The organism is Solimonas flava DSM 18980, from assembly GCF_000426685.1.
GTDB lineage: Bacteria > Pseudomonadota > Gammaproteobacteria > Nevskiales > Nevskiaceae > Solimonas > Solimonas flava.
The window spans coordinates 275,521-291,434 of the sequence record NZ_AUFV01000003.1 but is presented as its reverse complement, the minus strand read 5'-3'; the positions used below and the strand labels follow the sequence as shown (position 1 = coordinate 291,434).

At 66.9% G+C, this 15,914-nt stretch carries 12 protein-coding genes; 3 read left to right on the top strand and 9 right to left on the bottom strand.

All coding sequences use genetic code 11. From position 1 onward, the window contains the following. The first annotated feature begins 78 nt into the window (after positions 1–78). Positions 79–2,184 (top strand): S8 family serine peptidase, encoded by a 2,106-nt coding sequence (locus K343_RS0106400; protein ID WP_028007340.1) that lies wholly within the window; start codon positions 79–81, stop codon positions 2,182–2,184. Positions 2,185–2,387: 203 nt separating this feature from the next. Here K343_RS0106400 and K343_RS0106395 read toward each other — a convergent pair whose 3' ends face one another. From K343_RS0106395 to K343_RS0106355, 8 genes are all read right to left on the bottom strand, one after another. Continuing rightward, on the bottom strand, positions 2,388–3,542 hold the full coding sequence (locus K343_RS0106395) for a deoxyguanosinetriphosphate triphosphohydrolase (RefSeq protein ID WP_028007339.1): 1,155 nt from the start codon (positions 3,540–3,542) through the stop codon (positions 2,388–2,390). 4 nt (positions 3,543–3,546) lie between these two features. Then, positions 3,547–4,638: a 3-dehydroquinate synthase gene (gene aroB, locus K343_RS0106390; RefSeq protein WP_028007338.1), complete on the bottom strand. Its 1,092-nt coding sequence runs from the start codon at positions 4,636–4,638 to the stop codon at positions 3,547–3,549. A 31-nt stretch (positions 4,639–4,669) separates the two neighbouring features. After that, positions 4,670–5,209, bottom strand: coding sequence for a shikimate kinase AroK (gene aroK, locus K343_RS21215; RefSeq protein WP_043112209.1), 540 nt, complete (start codon positions 5,207–5,209; stop codon positions 4,670–4,672). A gap of 119 nt (positions 5,210–5,328) precedes the next feature. Beyond that, positions 5,329–7,410 (bottom strand): type IV pilus secretin PilQ, encoded by a 2,082-nt coding sequence (locus K343_RS0106375; protein WP_028007337.1) that lies wholly within the window; start codon positions 7,408–7,410, stop codon positions 5,329–5,331. A gap of 19 nt (positions 7,411–7,429) precedes the next feature. Beyond that, positions 7,430–7,942 carry a pilus assembly protein PilP gene (locus K343_RS0106370; RefSeq protein WP_028007336.1) on the bottom strand — a complete coding sequence of 171 codons (513 nt, stop codon included), beginning with the start codon at positions 7,940–7,942 and terminating at the stop codon, positions 7,430–7,432. Continuing rightward, a complete protein-coding gene (locus K343_RS0106365; RefSeq protein WP_028007335.1) occupies positions 7,939–8,589 on the bottom strand; it encodes a type IV pilus inner membrane component PilO in 651 nt (216 codons plus the stop codon). The genes K343_RS0106370 and K343_RS0106365 overlap by 4 nt, the downstream gene beginning before the upstream one ends. Next, on the bottom strand, positions 8,586–9,173 hold the full coding sequence (locus tag K343_RS0106360) for a PilN domain-containing protein (protein ID WP_028007334.1): 588 nt from the start codon (positions 9,171–9,173) through the stop codon (positions 8,586–8,588). Before K343_RS0106360 ends, K343_RS0106365 begins: the two co-directional genes overlap by 4 nt. Beyond that, positions 9,170–10,258: a pilus assembly protein PilM gene (locus K343_RS0106355; RefSeq protein WP_051278003.1), complete on the bottom strand. Its 1,089-nt coding sequence runs from the start codon at positions 10,256–10,258 to the stop codon at positions 9,170–9,172. Before K343_RS0106355 ends, K343_RS0106360 begins: the two co-directional genes overlap by 4 nt. A gap of 187 nt (positions 10,259–10,445) precedes the next feature. On the opposite strand from K343_RS0106355, the gene K343_RS0106350 reads away from it, so the two are divergent. Together K343_RS0106350 and K343_RS0106345 are read left to right on the top strand one after the other, a co-directional pair. Then, complete coding sequence (locus K343_RS0106350) at positions 10,446–12,815, top strand: penicillin-binding protein 1A (protein ID WP_028007332.1); 2,370 nt, start codon at positions 10,446–10,448, stop codon at positions 12,813–12,815. A 7-nt stretch (positions 12,816–12,822) separates the two neighbouring features. Continuing rightward, a complete protein-coding gene (locus K343_RS0106345; RefSeq protein WP_028007331.1) occupies positions 12,823–13,419 on the top strand; it encodes a hypothetical protein in 597 nt (198 codons plus the stop codon). A 26-nt stretch (positions 13,420–13,445) separates the two neighbouring features. Here K343_RS0106345 and gyrB read toward each other — a convergent pair whose 3' ends face one another. After that, positions 13,446–15,914 carry a DNA topoisomerase (ATP-hydrolyzing) subunit B gene (gene gyrB / locus K343_RS0106340; protein WP_028007330.1) on the bottom strand — a complete coding sequence of 823 codons (2,469 nt, stop codon included), beginning with the start codon at positions 15,912–15,914 and terminating at the stop codon, positions 13,446–13,448.

Here is a 15,914-nt window from a genome sequence, read left to right as displayed (position 1 = left end):
TACACGCTGCAACACGCAAGGCCCGGCGCACGCCGTAATCTGGACGCCTCGCAGATCGTGACGACAGGGGAGTCCTCGATGAAACAAGGCCTGGTGTTCGCGCTGCTGCTCGCCGGCAGCAGCGCCTCGGTTTACGCCGCGCGCCCGCCGTCCACGCTCGCGCCGGACTATCGCGGTGACGAAGTGATCGTCGGATGGAAGACCGCCGCCGCCGCCGGCAGCGGCCGCCTGCAGAGTCTCGGCCTGCAGGCCAAGCGCAGCCTGCGCGGCGACCGCGTCGAGAGCCTGCAACTGCCGTCGATGATGCGTGTCGAGGACGCGCTGGCGCTGCTGCGCGCCGACCCGGCGGTCGCCTACGCCGAGCCGAACTATCTCAAGCGGCGCAAGGCGGTGCAGCCTTCGGATCCGTACTTCGCCGAGCAGTGGGCACTGCTCAACAGCGGCCAGCCGAACCAGGTCGATGGCGGTGCCCCCGGCGTGCCGGGCGCCGATCTCGGCCTGAGCACGGCCTGGGACCACGACGGCGACGGCAGCGCCGACCGCACCGGCGACGGCTCGGTGATCGTCGCGATCGTCGACGACGGCGTCGATACCCATCACCCGGATCTCGCCGCCAATCTGGTGCCGGGCTACGACTTCGACAACAACGACAGCGATCCGAATCCGGATGCGTCCTGGCAGGTCCACGGCACGCTCAGCGCCGGCATTATCGGCGCGGTCGGCGACAACGGCATCGGCGTCGCCGGCATCGCCTGGCACGTCGGCCTGATGCCGCTGCAGTTCGACTTCGACACCGCCAGCGAGATCGCCGCGTTCGATTACGCACGCACGCACGGCGCGCGCATCATCAACGCCGGCTTCGCCTCGCCGTTCTACTCGCAGGCCGAGCACGACGCGATCGCCGATCTCGGCAACGCCGGCATCCTGCTGGTCACGGCCGCCGGCAACGAGGACGCCGATCTCGACCAGTCACGGCTCTCATACCCGGCGAACTACGATCTGCCGAACGTGCTGGCCGTGGCCGCGACCAACCGCCAGGACCAGATCGCCAGCTTCAGCAGCTACGGCGCGACCCGCGTCCCGGTCGCCGCCCCCGGCCTGCAGATCGCCAGCACCACCGTCGGCGGCTACCAGATCGATCCCGGCGTCAGCGGCAGCTCGTTCGCCGCCGCACACGCCGCCGGTCTCGCCGCACTGACCTGGATGGTCCATCCGAACGCCGACTACCGCGAAATCATCGGCCGCCTCGTCGAGGGCGCCGATGCCGGCGACGGCGTCGCCGCGCGCACCGCTTCGGGCCGCCTCGACGCGCCGAAAGCGCTCGATCTCGCGCCGCGGCCGGCGCTGCTGCTGCGCGCGTTCCAGGTCGACCCCGACGGCAACGGCGCGCTCGATCCCGGCGAGACGACGGTCGTGCGCGTGACGATCGAGAACCTGTGGCAGGCGGCGCACAACGTGCGCGGGGTGCTGTCGACGGACAGCGGGCCCGTCGTCGCCGACACGCCGCTCGTGTTCGGCGACCTCGCCGCCGGCGAGCGGCGCAGCGCCGACTTCGCGGTGACGGTGCCGGCCGATCTCGGCGCTTACCGGCGCCTCGACTTCGACCTTCAGCTGGTCGACGACGGCGGCTACGAAACGACGCGCCACGCCTCGGTGCCGTTCGGCCCGCTCGCCAACGGCGTGCCGGTGCAGGCGACGATCGGCCGTGATGCCTATGACGAGTTCCACACCTACGCCTTCACGCTGGACGCACTGCCGCAGGGCCAGGACACGCTGACGCTGCGCGTGCAGGGCAGCAACGATCTCGACCTGCTGGTCGGCTACGGCCAGCCGGCCGGCTACAGCATCGGCCTGGCGGATTCGGGACCGTACGTCTACGACGTGCCGGACGCCCAGGTCGGCGCCGCGCCCGGCGGCGACGAGTTCGTCAACATCCGCGATCCGCAGCCGGGCACTTACTTTCTGACCGTCGTCGATTACGACCAGGCCAGCGCGCGCAGCTACACGGTGCAGGCCTATACCAGCGCCGGCGGCTATACCGGCTACCGCAACTCGACCGACGCGTACTGGGATGCCTGGTACGACGACGATGGCGGCGGCGCGTGGACGCTCGGCTCGCTGTTGGTGCTGCTCGGCGGCGGCCTCTGGCGCGCGCTGCTCATGCGGCGCCGTCGATCGCCCTGACGAAGCACGCGACGCGTCGCTTGTACGACGTCGTGAGGCTCGCATTCGACCCGTCGAGAAACGCCGCGCTGCGGTCCGCGCACGACCGCTAGCCGCGCAAGCTCGAACAGCACCTGCGACTTCGAGCGCATCGATCGCGGCGGCCGCGGCGGCCGCGACGCGTTCCAGCGCTTCGAGGATGCGCCGGCACGCTGCGCCGATGTTCAGCGCAGGCGCCGCGGATCGAACAGGCGCTCGTGCTCGTCGAGCGCGTAGCGGTCGGTCATGCCGGCGATGTAGTCGGCGACCACGCGGGCACGGCCGTGCTCGCCTTCGTCGGACTCGAGGCGGCGCGCTTCGGCGTGAAAATCCGGCGGCAGCAGCTTGGGATCGCCGATGAAGGCTTCGAACAGCGCATGAATGACGCGCTTGGCTTTCACCATCATGCGGTAGACCTGATGGTGGCGGTACAGCTGTTCGTAGAGAAAGCGCTTCAGCTCGTCGTTCTCGGCGCGAACCGCCGGCGAGAAGCCGATCAAGGGCAGCGGCTGCGCGCGCACGTCGTCGAGGGTTTCGATGCGCGCTTCGGCGAGCGTGCGCTGCGTATGCGTGATCAGATCGACGACCAGGGTGTTGATGATGCGTCGCGTCGTCTCGTGCCGCTGCTGCTTCGGCGTGATCGCGCCGTAGCGCGCCAGCACTTCGTCGTGGTGGCGGCGGAACAGCGAGACGCTGCGCAGCTGCTCGATCGTCAGCAGGCGCGCGCGCAGACCGTCGTCGATGTCGTGGTTGTTGTACGCGATCTCGTCGGCGCGATTGGCGAGCTGCGCTTCGAGCGTGGTCTGGCGGTTGGTCAGGAAGCGCTCGGCGACCTCGCCGAGCTGCGCGGCGCGCGCCTTCGAGCAGTGCTTGAGGATGCCCTCGCGCGTCTCGAACATCAGGTTCAGGCCGCGGAATTCGGCGTACTTGTCCTCGAGCTCGTCGACCACGCGCAGGGACTGCGCGTTGTGCTCGAAGCCGCCGTAGGGCTTCATGCAGGCGTCGAGCGCGTCCTGGCCGGCATGGCCGAACGGCGTGTGGCCGAGATCGTGCGCGAGCGACACCGCCTCGCACAGATCTTCGTGCAGACGCAGGCTGCGCGCGATCGTGCGCGCGATCTGCGCGACTTCGACCGAATGCGTCAGCCGCGTGCGGAACAGATCGCCCTCGTGATTGACGAAGACCTGCGTCTTGTATTCGAGGCGACGGAACGCGGCCGAATGAATGATGCGGTCGCGATCGCGCTGGTACTGGCTGCGATGGCCGGAGCCGCCTTCATCGTGCCGGCGGCCGCGCGAACGCGTCTCGTCGGCAGCGTAGGGCGCGAGCTCGGTCGGCATGCGTTCAGGCGCTGTACTGCGCCAGCGTCGCGTCGAGCGCGGCCGGGTCGAAGTCGGCGCTGACCACCGCCTCGCCGAGCCGGCGCAACAGGATCAGACGCAGCTTGCCGCTCGCGACTTTCTTGTCGAGGCTCATCAGCGCACGGAAGTCGTCGGCGCGCATGCCGGCCGGCGGCCGTACCGGCAGGCCGGCGCGCGCGATCAGCTGTTCGCAGCGCCGCGCGTCGTCGGCGCCGATCCAGCCGAGCCGCGCCGACAGATCGGCGGCCATGCACAGGCCGGTGGCGACCGCCTCGCCGTGCAGCCACTCGGTGTAGTGCGTGTAGGTCTCGATCGCGTGCGCGAAGGTGTGGCCGAGATTGAGCAGCGCGCGCGGCCCGGCGCCGCCGGCCAGCGATTCGCGCTCGTCCTGCGCGACGATCGCCGCCTTCATTTCGCAGCTGCGGCGGATCGCGTAGCGCAGCGCGGCCTCGTCGAGACGGCGCAGCGCATCGAGATTTTCTTCGAGCCAGCCGAGGAACGCGGCGTCACCGAGCATGCCGTACTTGATGACTTCGGCGAGGCCGGCGCCGAGTTCGCGCGGCGGCAGCGTCTTCAGCGTGTCGGTGTCGGCGAGCACCAGCCGCGGCTGGTGGAACGCGCCGATCATGTTCTTGCCGCGCGGGTGATTGACGCCGGTCTTGCCGCCGACCGAGGAATCGACCTGCGCCAGCAGCGTGGTCGGGATCTGGATGAAGTCGACGCCGCGCTGGTAGATGGAAGCGCAGAAGCCGGCGAGGTCGCCGACCACGCCGCCACCGAGCGCGACCAGCCAGCCGTCGCGCGGCAGCCGCGTCGCCAGCAGCCAGTCCATGACACGTTCGACGCTGGCCAGCGTCTTGGTCGCTTCGCCGGCCGGCAGCACGAGCACCTGCGCTTCATCGAGCCGCAGCGTCTCGCGCACGACCGGCAGGTAGTGCGCGGCGACATGCTCGTCGGTGATCAGACGCAGCGGCCGCTGCGCGGCCTCGCCGTACAGCGCGGTCTGGCGCAGCAGGCCGGCGCCGATGTGAATGGGGTAGCGGCGCGGGCCGAGTTCGACGTCGAGAGTGTCCATGTTCGCGGGGCTGGCGGCGGCGCGCATCGTATCAAATGGGTGCGGGAACCCGATCGAGCTGCTGCACGATCTCGTGCACGAGGCCCTTGGCGCTGCGCCCGTCGGTCGGCAGCACCAGATCGGCGATCTCGCGGTATAGCGGATCGCGCACTGACAGCAGCTGGCTCAGCACCGCGCGGCGGTCGGCCGCATGCTGCAGCAGCGGGCGGTTGTCGGCCCGTGCGGTACGCGCGAGCTGCTGCTCGACGCTGGCGTGCAGGTAGACGACGAAGCCGTGCGCGGCGAGGGCGCGGCGATTGTCGGCATCGAGCACCGCACCGCCGCCGGTCGACAGCACGATGTCCTGCTGCAGCACGAGATCGGCGATCACCTGCTTTTCGCGGCGGCGAAAGCCGGCCTCGCCTTCCTTTTCGAAGATGTACGGGATGTCGACGCCGGTGCGCGATTCGATCTCGTGGTCGCTGTCGACGAAATGCAGCTGGCGCAGCTCGGCAAGGCGCCGGCCGATCGTGGTCTTGCCGGCGCCCATCGGGCCGACCAGAAAGATGTTGCGGCAGCTGGCAATACGCATGCGGAAGCGGGGGCGTCGGACGGAACCGGTCGGCGCCGGAGCGCCGGTTCGTGATTATCCGGTAAATCGGCGCGCCGACGCGAAACGGGGGCCTTCCGGCCCCCGTTTCGCGATGTCGCTCACTCGACCTTGAGCCCTTCCTGCAGAACCTTCGGCGTCACGAAGATCAGCAGTTCGCGCTTGGCGTCTTCCTTGTTGCTGTTGCGGAACAGAACACCGAGCAGCGGGATGTCGCCGAGCAGCGGCACCTTGGAGGCGCTGCTGTTCACCGTCCGCTGAAACACGCCACCGAGCACGACCGTGTCGCCGCTGCGGATCAGCACCTGGGTATCGAGCTTGCGCGTATCGATCGCCGGCGCCGTGTTGCCGGTGCCGGTGTTGACGTCGGAACCCTTGCTGTCGCTCGTCACGTTGAGGTCCATGATCACGCGGTTGTCCGGCGTGATCTGCGGCGACACCGTCAGCGACAGCACGGCCTTCTTGAACTGCGTATTGGTGCCGGCGTTGCCGCTCGAGGTCTGGTACGGGATTTCCTGGCCCTGTTCGATGACGGCCTGCTTGCCGTTGGCGGTGACGACGCGCGGCGACGAAATGACCTCGCCGCGACCTTCGGTCTGCAGCGCCTGCAGTTCGAGATCGACCTGGAAATCGGTGCCGAGGATCGACCAGCCGATCGACGGCGCGCCCGTCGTCCCGGACGGCAGATTGACGATGTACGAATCGTCGACCGACGGCGTCGTGCCGTTGGCGGCATCGCGCGAGCCGGTGTTGTTGCCGCTCTGGCCGATGCGCGTATTGCCGATCGTGCCGGTCGAGCTGATGCCGAACTTGGTGCCGATCTCGCGCGCGAAGTCCTCGTTGGCGATGACGATGCGCGATTCGATCAGCACCTGGCGCACCGGAATGTCGAGCTTGGCGACCAGCGCGCGGATCTCGTCGATCTTCTCGCGCGTCTCCAGCACCAGCAGGGTGTTGGTGCGTTCGTCGACCGTGACGCGGCCGCGATCGGTCAGCAGCGAGGTCTTGTCGGAGCCGAGCAGCGCTTTCATGTCCGAGGCCTTGGCGTAGTTGACCTGGATGATCTCCGAGCGCAGCGGCGCCAGATCGGTCTTCTGCCGCTGCGCCTCCAGCTCCGCCTTCTCGCGCTGCGCGATCTCGTCGATCGGCGCCACCATCATCACGTTGCCCTGCTGGCGCATGCCGAGGCCCTTGCTGCGCAGGATGATGTCGAGCGCCTGGTCCCAGGGCACGTTCTGCAGGCGCATCGCGATGTCGCCCTTGACCGCGTCGCTGATCACCATGTTGGTACCGGCCACGTCGGCGATGATCTGCAGCAGCGCGCGCACGTCGATGCTCTGGAACGACAGCGAGATGCGCTCGCCCTTGTACTGCGGCTCGTCGCGCTTGCGGGCCTCGATCTTCTCCTGGGTCAGCGGCTGCAGCTCGACGGTGAACTGGCCGGCCGACTGGTAGGCGGCCTGATCGAAGCTGATACCGGCAACCGGCGTGATCGCGACGATCGTGCTGGCGCCGTCGCGGCGGATGTCGATGTACTTCACCGGCGTGGCGAAATCGAGCACGTCGAGCCGGCGCATCAGCTTGTCGGGCACGCTGGTGTTCTTGAACACGGCGACGATCTTGCCGGCGTCGTCGCGCACGTCGACGACGGCGCGCGGGTTGCTCAGACTGACGACGACGCGGCCTTCACCCTGTTCGCCGCGACGGAAATCGATGTTGCTGATGCTGCTGGCGCCGGCAGGCTCGACGCGCGTGGCCGCCGCCGCAGTGCCGGACGCCGGCTGTGCGTTGTCGATCGTGACGTAGAGCTTGTTGCCGTCGGCACGCAGTGTGTACGGCGCGCTTTGCGCGAGCTCGACGACGATGCGGGTGCGGCCGCCGGCCTCGACCGCGGCCACCGCCGAGACGCTGCCGATTCCGACCTTGCGATAGTGATCGGCGAGCGCGAGCCCGGTGTCGGGCAGATCGATCGAGATGCGCGCCGGCTGGTCGACCGTGAACACCGCCGGCTGCGGTGCGACGTCGGACAGCGTCAGCGTCAGCAGCACGCGATCGCCCTGCTGGGCGGCGTAGTCGAGACCTTGCAGCAGGCGGGCGGGGCCCTGTGCCGGCGCCGTGCCGGCGATGCACAACAGCAGCAGGCCGACGAGTTGTTTGGACCACCGGGCGGTGAGCTTCAGCATGACGACTCCCTGGATTTCCTTACTGGCTCAGCGCGAGGCTGGCCGGGCGCTGCGTCCAACCGCCGAAACCATCCGGCACGAGTTCGAGCAGGCTCACTTCTGATTCGCTGATGCGGACGATCTCGCCGTAGTTCTGGCCCATGTGGTTGTGGACCGCCACGCGGTGCACGACACCGTCCGGTGCCTTGACGAGCGCATAGGTGCCCGCCGGCGTCGAGATGATGCCGACCATGCGCAGCGCATCGAGCGGAAACTCCTCGAGCGGTTCCTTGTTGCGCCGCAGATCGGGTCGCGGGCCTGTCGGGTTGGCGTTCTCGGCAGCGCGTTCGACGAACACGAACGGATCGCGACGCTCATCGGCAACGTACTCGAACGGCTGGTACGGCTTGATCTGCGGAATCGGCTCGATGTCCTTGGTCTTGCGCGCCTTGACCTCGGCGATGTAGCGGTCGAGATCGGACGAGCCGCCGCCGCAGCCGGCCATCGCCAGCAAGCCGCCCACGAGCAGACATGACGCAAGCGCGCGGCTCATTTCTTCTTCCCCTTCGCCGGCTTCTTCTGGACGGCGATTTCCTCGTCGTCGAGATAGCGGTAGGTCTTGGCCGTCGCCGTCATGCGCAGCTGCGTCGAGGCGCCCGCGGCCTTGGCGTTGATCGGCCGGATCTCGACGTCCTCGATCGTCACGATGCGCGGCAGCGCGGCGACGCCGCTGACGAAGTTGCCCATCTCGTGGTAATCGCCGACGACGACGATCTTGTTCGGGATCTCGGCGTAGAACTCCTTCGGGATCTCGCTCTCGGGCTGGAACAGCTCTTCCTCGAGGCTGCTGGCGATGCGCGTCTGCGAGATGTCATTGAGCAGATTGGCCACTTCGGCCTTGCTCGGCAGCTGCTTGAGCATCGCTCCGAAGGACTTCTCCATCTCCGCCAGCTGCTCGCGATAAGCGTCGAGGCCAGCAACCTTCTTCTGCTTGGCTTCGAAGTCACTGCGCAGCGTCAGCTCCTGCTGACGCGCGGCGTCCAGTTCCTCGCTGACCGGTCGCACCAGAAACCAGATGCCGGCGGCGCTGAGCACGATCGCCAGCAGCACGGCGGCGCCGATACGCGCCCAGATCGGCCACGCGCCCGGATTGTTGACGTCCAGCGTCTGCAGCTGCCGCAAAACGTCCTGCGCCTTCATTCGCTCACCTCCGCATCGGCGGCTTTGGTCTTATCGGCAGGACGGTTGAGAGCTTTGACTTCCAGCGTGAATTCGGACTTGCGCTGGCGATTCTTGTCGCTGCTCTTGATGATGACGAGCCGCGGATCGGCGAACCACGGCGAGGCATCGAGGTTCTTCATGTAGGTCGAGATGCGGCCGTTCGAATCGGCGATGCCCTCGATCTTGACCTGGTCACCCTGTTCCTTGAGCGCGGTCAGGCTGACGCCCTCCGGCAGCGTGTTGACGATCTCGTCGAAGAAATGCACGGTCGCAGCGCGATTGGCCTGCAGTTCCTCGATGACGCGCATGCGCGCCAGCAGGTTGTTGCGGACTTTCTCGAGCTCCTGGATCTCCGTGATCTTCTGGTCCATCTCGCGGATCTCGGCGCGCAGGCGATCGTTGCGGTGGCTCTGGTTGTCGACCGCGCTGGTCATCGCCGCGTAGGCGGCGCCGACCACGGCGACGGCGGCGATCAGGCCGAGGCCCATCATCGAGGCGAACTCGCGCTTGCGGCGTTCGCGGCGTTCCCTGCGCCAGTCGAGCAGATTGATGCGGGTCGTCATTTCTTCGGCTCGTCGAACGCACGGAAGGCCAGGCCGCAGGCGATCAGCAGCGCCGCTTCGTCGCGCGCCAGATTGGCCGGCTTGGCGCGCGCGCCGACGCTCATCTGCGCGAACGGACGGGCGATCACCGTCGGGATCTGCAGCCGCTCCTGGATCTGCGCGTCGATGCCTTCGATCTGCGCACAGCCGCCGGCCAGGATGATCTGGTCGATCTGCGTGTACTGGGTGACGGCCGAGAAGAAGAACTGCAGCGAGCGGTCGATCTGCATCGCCATGTCGACGATGAAGTTCGGCAGGATCTCGGCGGCGTAATCCTCCGGCAGGCTGCCGGCGCGCTTGGCCTTGGTCGCTTCTTCGAAGGACATGCCGTAATGGCGCATGATTTCTTCGGTGAGCTGGCGGCCGCCGAAAGCCTGATCGCGGGTGTAGATCGTGTGGCGATCGTGCAGGATCAGCACCGACATGGTGTTGGCGCCGATGTCGACGAGCGCGATCGTGCGGCCCCTGCCGCCGTCGGGCATCTGGTGTTCGAGGAACTGCGCGGCGTTTTCGAGCGCATAGGTCTCGATGTCGACGACCTTGGGCTTGAGGCCCGCGAGCTCGATGGCGGCGCAGCGCTGGTCGACCTGTTCCTTGCGGCAGGCGGCGAGCAGGACGTCGACCATCTCGACGTTCTTGGCATTCTTGCCGACGACTTCGAAATCGACGTTGACCTCGTCGATCGGATACGGGATGTACTGATCCGCTTCGGCGCGGATCTGCTCTTCCATCTCATCGTCGGAAAGCGACGCCGGCATTTCGATGATCTTGGAGATCACTGCGGCGCCGGAAACGGCGACGGCTGCCTGGCGCGTGCGCGTGCCGGCGCGATTGACGGCTCGGCCGATGGCTTCCGCCACCAGCTTGGGTTCCGCGATCTGCTTGTCGGAGACGGCATTCGGCGGCAGTGGTTCCACGGCGTACGTCTCGACGTGGAACCGCTCTCCCTTACGCGCCAGTTCCAGCAACTTCACCGAGCTGGAACTGATATCCAGGCCGATCAGGTGCTGATCCCCCCCGCCAAACAGCGATTGTCTGATCGCCATAAAGCCTCGTACCACCCGCGTTGACTTTCCCCCGCGAGCCCGAAACACTTTTCCGGCCCGGCACCGTACTATAGCCGAAAGCTCTTCCGGTGCAACGCAAGCTTCTGCGGGCAACTCTATGAAGCTTAAGTAAACATTGCCGCGCTCTGCGCGGGCGTTCTGGCCCGTTGGCGGCCTTAGGTGAAGCATGAAACGGTGGATACTCGCGACGACGCTGGCCCTCGCGGCGCTGGTGCTCGGTGGTGCCGTCGCGGTCTGGGGCGCCGCCCGGTATTTCGGTCGAGACCTGCCTTCGGTCGACAGCCTGCGCCAGCTGCAGCTGGCCGTTCCGTTGCGCGTGGTCAGCCGCGACGGCAAGCTGATCGGCGAGTTCGGCGCCGAGCGGCGCGCGCTGCTCAAGTACCAGGACATTCCGCAGAACGTCGTCCACGCCTTCCTTGCGGCCGAGGATGATCGCTTCTTCGAACACCCGGGCTTCGACTGGCAGGGGCTGACGCGCGCGGCGTTCAAGCTCGCCAGTTCCGGCGAGAAAGCGCAGGGCGGCAGCACGATCACGATGCAGCTGGCCCGCAACGTGTTCCTGACGAACGAGCGCACCTTCACGCGCAAGTTCAAGGAGATCGTGCTGGCGACACGCATCGAGCATGAGCTGTCGAAGCAGGAAATCCTCGAGCTCTATCTCAACAAGATCTTCCTCGGCGAGCGTGCCTACGGCGTCGGTGCCGCGGCGCTGGTCTACTTCGGCAAGGACCTTCGCGAGCTGTCGCTGTCGCAGATTGCCGTCATCGCCGGCCTGCCGAAGGCACCGTCGCGCGACAATCCGGTCGCCAATCCGCAGCGAGCCCGCGAACGGCGCGACTACGTGCTGCATCGCATGCGCGATCTCGGTTACATCTCGGCCCTCGATTACGAGGCGGCGCTCGCCGAGCCGGTCACCGTGCATCCGTATCAGGCCAAGGTCGAACTCGATGCCGCCTACGTCGCCGAAATGGCGCGCGCGCAACTGGTCGAGCAGTATGGCGAGGACGCTTATACGAAGGGCTACACGGTCGTCACGACGATCGATTCGAACAAGCAGCTCGCCGCCAACGCGGCGCTGCGCAAGGCCCTGCTCGACTACGACGAACGTCACGGCTGGCGCGGCCCGGAGGCACGCCTGCCGGCCGATGTGCTGAGCGAGAGCGGCCGCGGCGAACTCGGTCGCGCGCTCGATGCGCGGCCGCCGGTCGCGGGGCTGATCGCCGCTGCGGTGGTGTCATTCGCGCCGGATGAAATCAAACTGCTGACGCGCGACGGCCTCGTCACGCTGGAAAAGGCCGATTTCGCCTGGGCCAACCTCGCCAGGAAACCGCTCGAACCCGGCGACATCGTGCGCGTGCGGCGCGTCGGCGAGCGCTGGCGACTCGCCGAAGTGCCAGCCGTGCAGGCTGCATTCGTCGGTCTGGACCCGATGGACGGTGCCATCGAGGCGCTGGTCGGCGGCTTCGATTTCTATGCCAACAAGTTCAACCGCGCGATCCAGGCCCGCCGCCAGGCCGGCTCGGGCTTCAAGCCGTTCCTCTACTCGGCGGGCCTCGCCTACGGTTTCACGCCCGCGTCGATCTTCCTCGACGCGCCGGTGGTGTTCGACGGCGCCACCGAAGGCGCCGGCTGGCGTCCGGAGAATTTCGAGGGCGATCTGCAGGGCCCGATGCGTCTGCGTGAAGCGCTGGTGCAGTCGCGCAACCTGGTCTCGATCCGCCTGCTGCAGGCGATCGGCATCGATTACGCCCGACAGTACGTGCCGCGTTTCGGCATTCCCGCCGATCGACTGCCGAATGACCTGACGATGGCGCTCGGCAGCGCCGTGTTCACGCCGCTGGAAATGGCGCGCGGCTACGCGACGATCGCCAACGGCGGTTTCGTGATCGATCCCTACTTCATCGCCGAGGTGCGCGACGCGCACGGTCAGGTGCTGTTCGCGGCGCACCCGAAGCGCGCCTGTCCGTCCTGCATCGACCAGCGTCTCGCCGAAGCGGCCGATGCCGACAGCGCCGCACAGGCCGGCGCCGATACCGGGCCTGCGGCCGACGATCTGGCGCCGCGCGCGATCGAGCCGCAGATCATCTGGCTGATCTCGGACATGATGCACGACGTCGCCGTGCGCGGGACCGCGGCGAAAACGCGAGAGCTCGGCCGCAACGATCTGGCCGGCAAGACCGGCACGACCAACGATGAGACCGACGCCTGGTTCAATGGCTTCCAGAAGACGCAGGTCGGCATCGCCTGGGTCGGCTTCGATCAGCCGACGCCGCTCGGCCGCGGCGAAGTCGGCGCCCGCGCCGCGTTGCCGATCTGGATCGATTACATGCGCAGCGCGCTCAAGGGCGTACCCGAGGAGCGCATGCCATGCCCCGCCGGGCTCGTCGAGGTGCGTATCGACCCGCGCAGCGGCAGGCTCGCCCGGGCCGGCGCCAGCGATGCGATCTTCGAAACCGTGCAGCAGGACCATATTCCCGAAGCGGACAGCAGCGACGAGCGCGATCCGAACAAGGCCGGGCTCGAGGACCTCTACTGAGCAAACCATGAACGGGCCGGACCGCAGCGGGATCGCCGAGGAAGCGGCCCGCATCATGTGCGAGGAAGCGCTGACCGACTATCACGGCGCCAAGCTCAAGGCCCTGCAGCGGCTGGGGCTGCCACCGCGCACGCCACTGCCGGACAATGCCCGCGTCGAGGCGGCGGTTATCGATTATCTGCGCCTGTTCGGCGGCGAAGCGTACCGCCAGCGCCTGCGCCGCATGCGCGCACTGGCACCGCGCCTGATGCGGCGGCTGGCGCGCTTCGAACCGCGTTTGACCGGTGCCGTGGTCAGCGGTGCGCTGACCGCCGCGCATCGCTTGCAGCTGCACGCCTTCGCCGATCAGGCCGAAATGCTCGATGTCTTTCTCATGGAAACCGGCATCGACTTCGACGACGGTGAGCGCCGCTATCGTTACGCGAACGGGCGTGAAGTGCCGGTGCCGCTGTTACGGCTCGAACTGGACGGCATCGGCATCGATATTGCCGTTTTCTCGCCGGACGAACGTAATCGGCCGCCCCTGTCTCCGAACGACGGGAAGCCTTATCGGCGGCTCGATCTCAACGAAGCCGAGCGCCTGGCCGAAGCCGGCGACGACTGAGAAACCGTCGCCGGCAAAAGGCTCGCTCAGAGATCGAGGTTGCCGACCAGCAGCGCGTTCTTTTCGATGAAATCGCGGCGCGGTTCGACCTGTTCGCCCATCAGCGTCGTGAAGATCTGGTCGGCAGCGACCACGTCTTCGACGTCGACTTTGACGAGGCGGCGGTTCTTCGGCTCCAGCGTGGTCTCGCTGAGCTGTTCCGGGTTCATCTCGCCGAGTCCCTTGTAGCGCTGGATGTGCAGGCCACGGCGCGCCTCGCCGAGCAGCCAGGTATAGACGGCGTCGAAATCGGCCAGCGTCTGGCGGCGCTCGCCGCGTGAAATCTGCAGGCTGCCGCTGCCCAGCTCGGCGATGTGCTGGCGCAGGGCCGCGAGGCGCTGATAGTCCGTGCCCTGGAAGAAGTCGCTGTTGAAGGCGATGGTTTGCTCGTTGCCGTGCATCCTGCGCGTCACCTCGATCAGCGGCCCCTCGCCGGCGATGCGCGCGCTGACGCGGAAGGCGCCGCGCAGGCCTTCGCCGTTCAGTGCCGACGTGAAGCGCGACTCCCAGGCGGCGAGCTCCGCCGCCGTCTCCGGAACCGGCGCCAGGCGCGCCAGCTCGGTGAGAATGTGATGGTCGTAGCGGCGGCCGAGGCGTTCGATCAGTTCGTTGACGGCCGCGTACTCGCGGACCAGCGCCGCCAGCGTTTCGTGCGCGACCGGCGCGCTCGCGCTCAATGCGGCACCGTCGAGCGCCGTGCCGATCAGCCAGTTGTTCAGCTCGTGATCGTCCTTGACGTAGGTTTCAGTCTTGCCGCTCTTGAGCTTGTAGAGCGGCGGCTGGGCGATGTAGATGTGACCGCGCTCGACCAGCGTGTACATGTGGCGGTAGAAGAACGTCAGCAACAGCGTGCGGATATGCGCGCCGTCGACGTCGGCGTCGGTCATGATGATGATGCGGTGGTAGCGCAGCTTTTCGGGCTTGAAGTCGTCCTTGCCGATGCCGCAGCCGAGCGCCGTAATCAGCGTCGCAACTTCCTGAGAAGAAAGCATTTTCTCAAGGCGGGCGCGCTCGACGTTGAGGATCTTGCCCTTCAGCGGCAGGATCGCCTGGAACTGGCGATCACGGCCCTGTTTCGCCGAGCCGCCGGCCGAATCGCCCTCGACCAGAAACAGTTCGGACTTCGTCGGGTCCTTTTCCTGGCAGTCCGCCAGCTTGCCGGGCAGGCCGATGCCGTCGAGCACGCCTTTGCGGCGTGTCATCTCGCGCGCCTTGCGCGCCGCTTCGCGCGCCGTCGCCGCCTCGACGATCTTGCCGCAAATGATCTTGGCCTCGGCCGGACGTTCCAGGAGGAACTCGGCGAGCTTCTCGGCAACGACCTCCTCCACCGCCGGGCGCGCTTCGCTGGACACCAGCTTCATCTTGGTCTGCGAAGCGAACTTCGGGTCCGGCATCTTCACCGACAGCACACAAGCCAAGCCCTCGCGCATGTCGTCGCCGCTGACGTCGACCTTGGCCTTCTTGGCGTATTCGTTCTCTTCGATGAATTTGTTGATGACGCGCGTCATCGCCGCGCGCAGGCCGGTCAGATGCGTACCGCCGTCGGACTGCGGAATATTGTTGGTAAAGCACAGCACCTGTTCCTGGTAGCTGTCGTTCCACTGCATCGCCACTTCGACGGCCACCTCCACCGTGGGGCCGGAGCCGACCGGCACGGTGGCGACGCCGCTTGAATAGAACACCGTCGGATGCAGCACGGTCTTGGCGCGATTGATGTAGTCGACGAAGCCCTTCACGCCACCGGAGAACGCGAAGTCCTCTTCCTTGCCCGTGCGTTCGTCGAGCAGACGAATGCGCACGCCGTTGTTGAGGAACGACAGTTCGCGCAGGCGCTTGGCGAGCACTTCGTAGTGGAACTCGACCTTGCCGAAGATATCCTCGTCGGCGAGAAAGTGCACCTCGGTACCGCGTTTGTCGGTTTCGCCAAGCACCTTCAGCGGCGACACCTCGACACCATTCTGCACTTCGACGAGTCGATCGGCGGCCGCGCCGCGATGAAACTCCATGAAATGCTTCTTGCCGTCGCGGCGAATCGTCAGCTTCAGCCACTTGCTGAGCGCGTTGACGCACGAGACGCCGACGCCGTGCAGGCCGCCGGAAACCTTGTAACTGTTCTGATTGAATTTGCCGCCGGCGTGCAGCACGCACATCACGATCTCGGCGGCGGTGCGCTTCGGCTCGTGCTTGTCGTCGAACTTAATGCCGACCGGAATACCACGCCCGTTGTCGGTGACCGAAATCGAATTGTCCGTGTGGATCGTGACGACGATGTCGTCGCAATATCCCGCCAGCGCCTCGTCGATCGCATTGTCGACGACTTCGAACACCATGTGATGCAGACCGGTGCCGTCGGACGTATCGCCGATGTACATGCCGGGACGCTTGCGAACCGCCTCAAGGCCTTCGAGCTGCTGGATGCTGGATTCGTCGTAAGCGGGATTCGGCTGCGCAGTCAT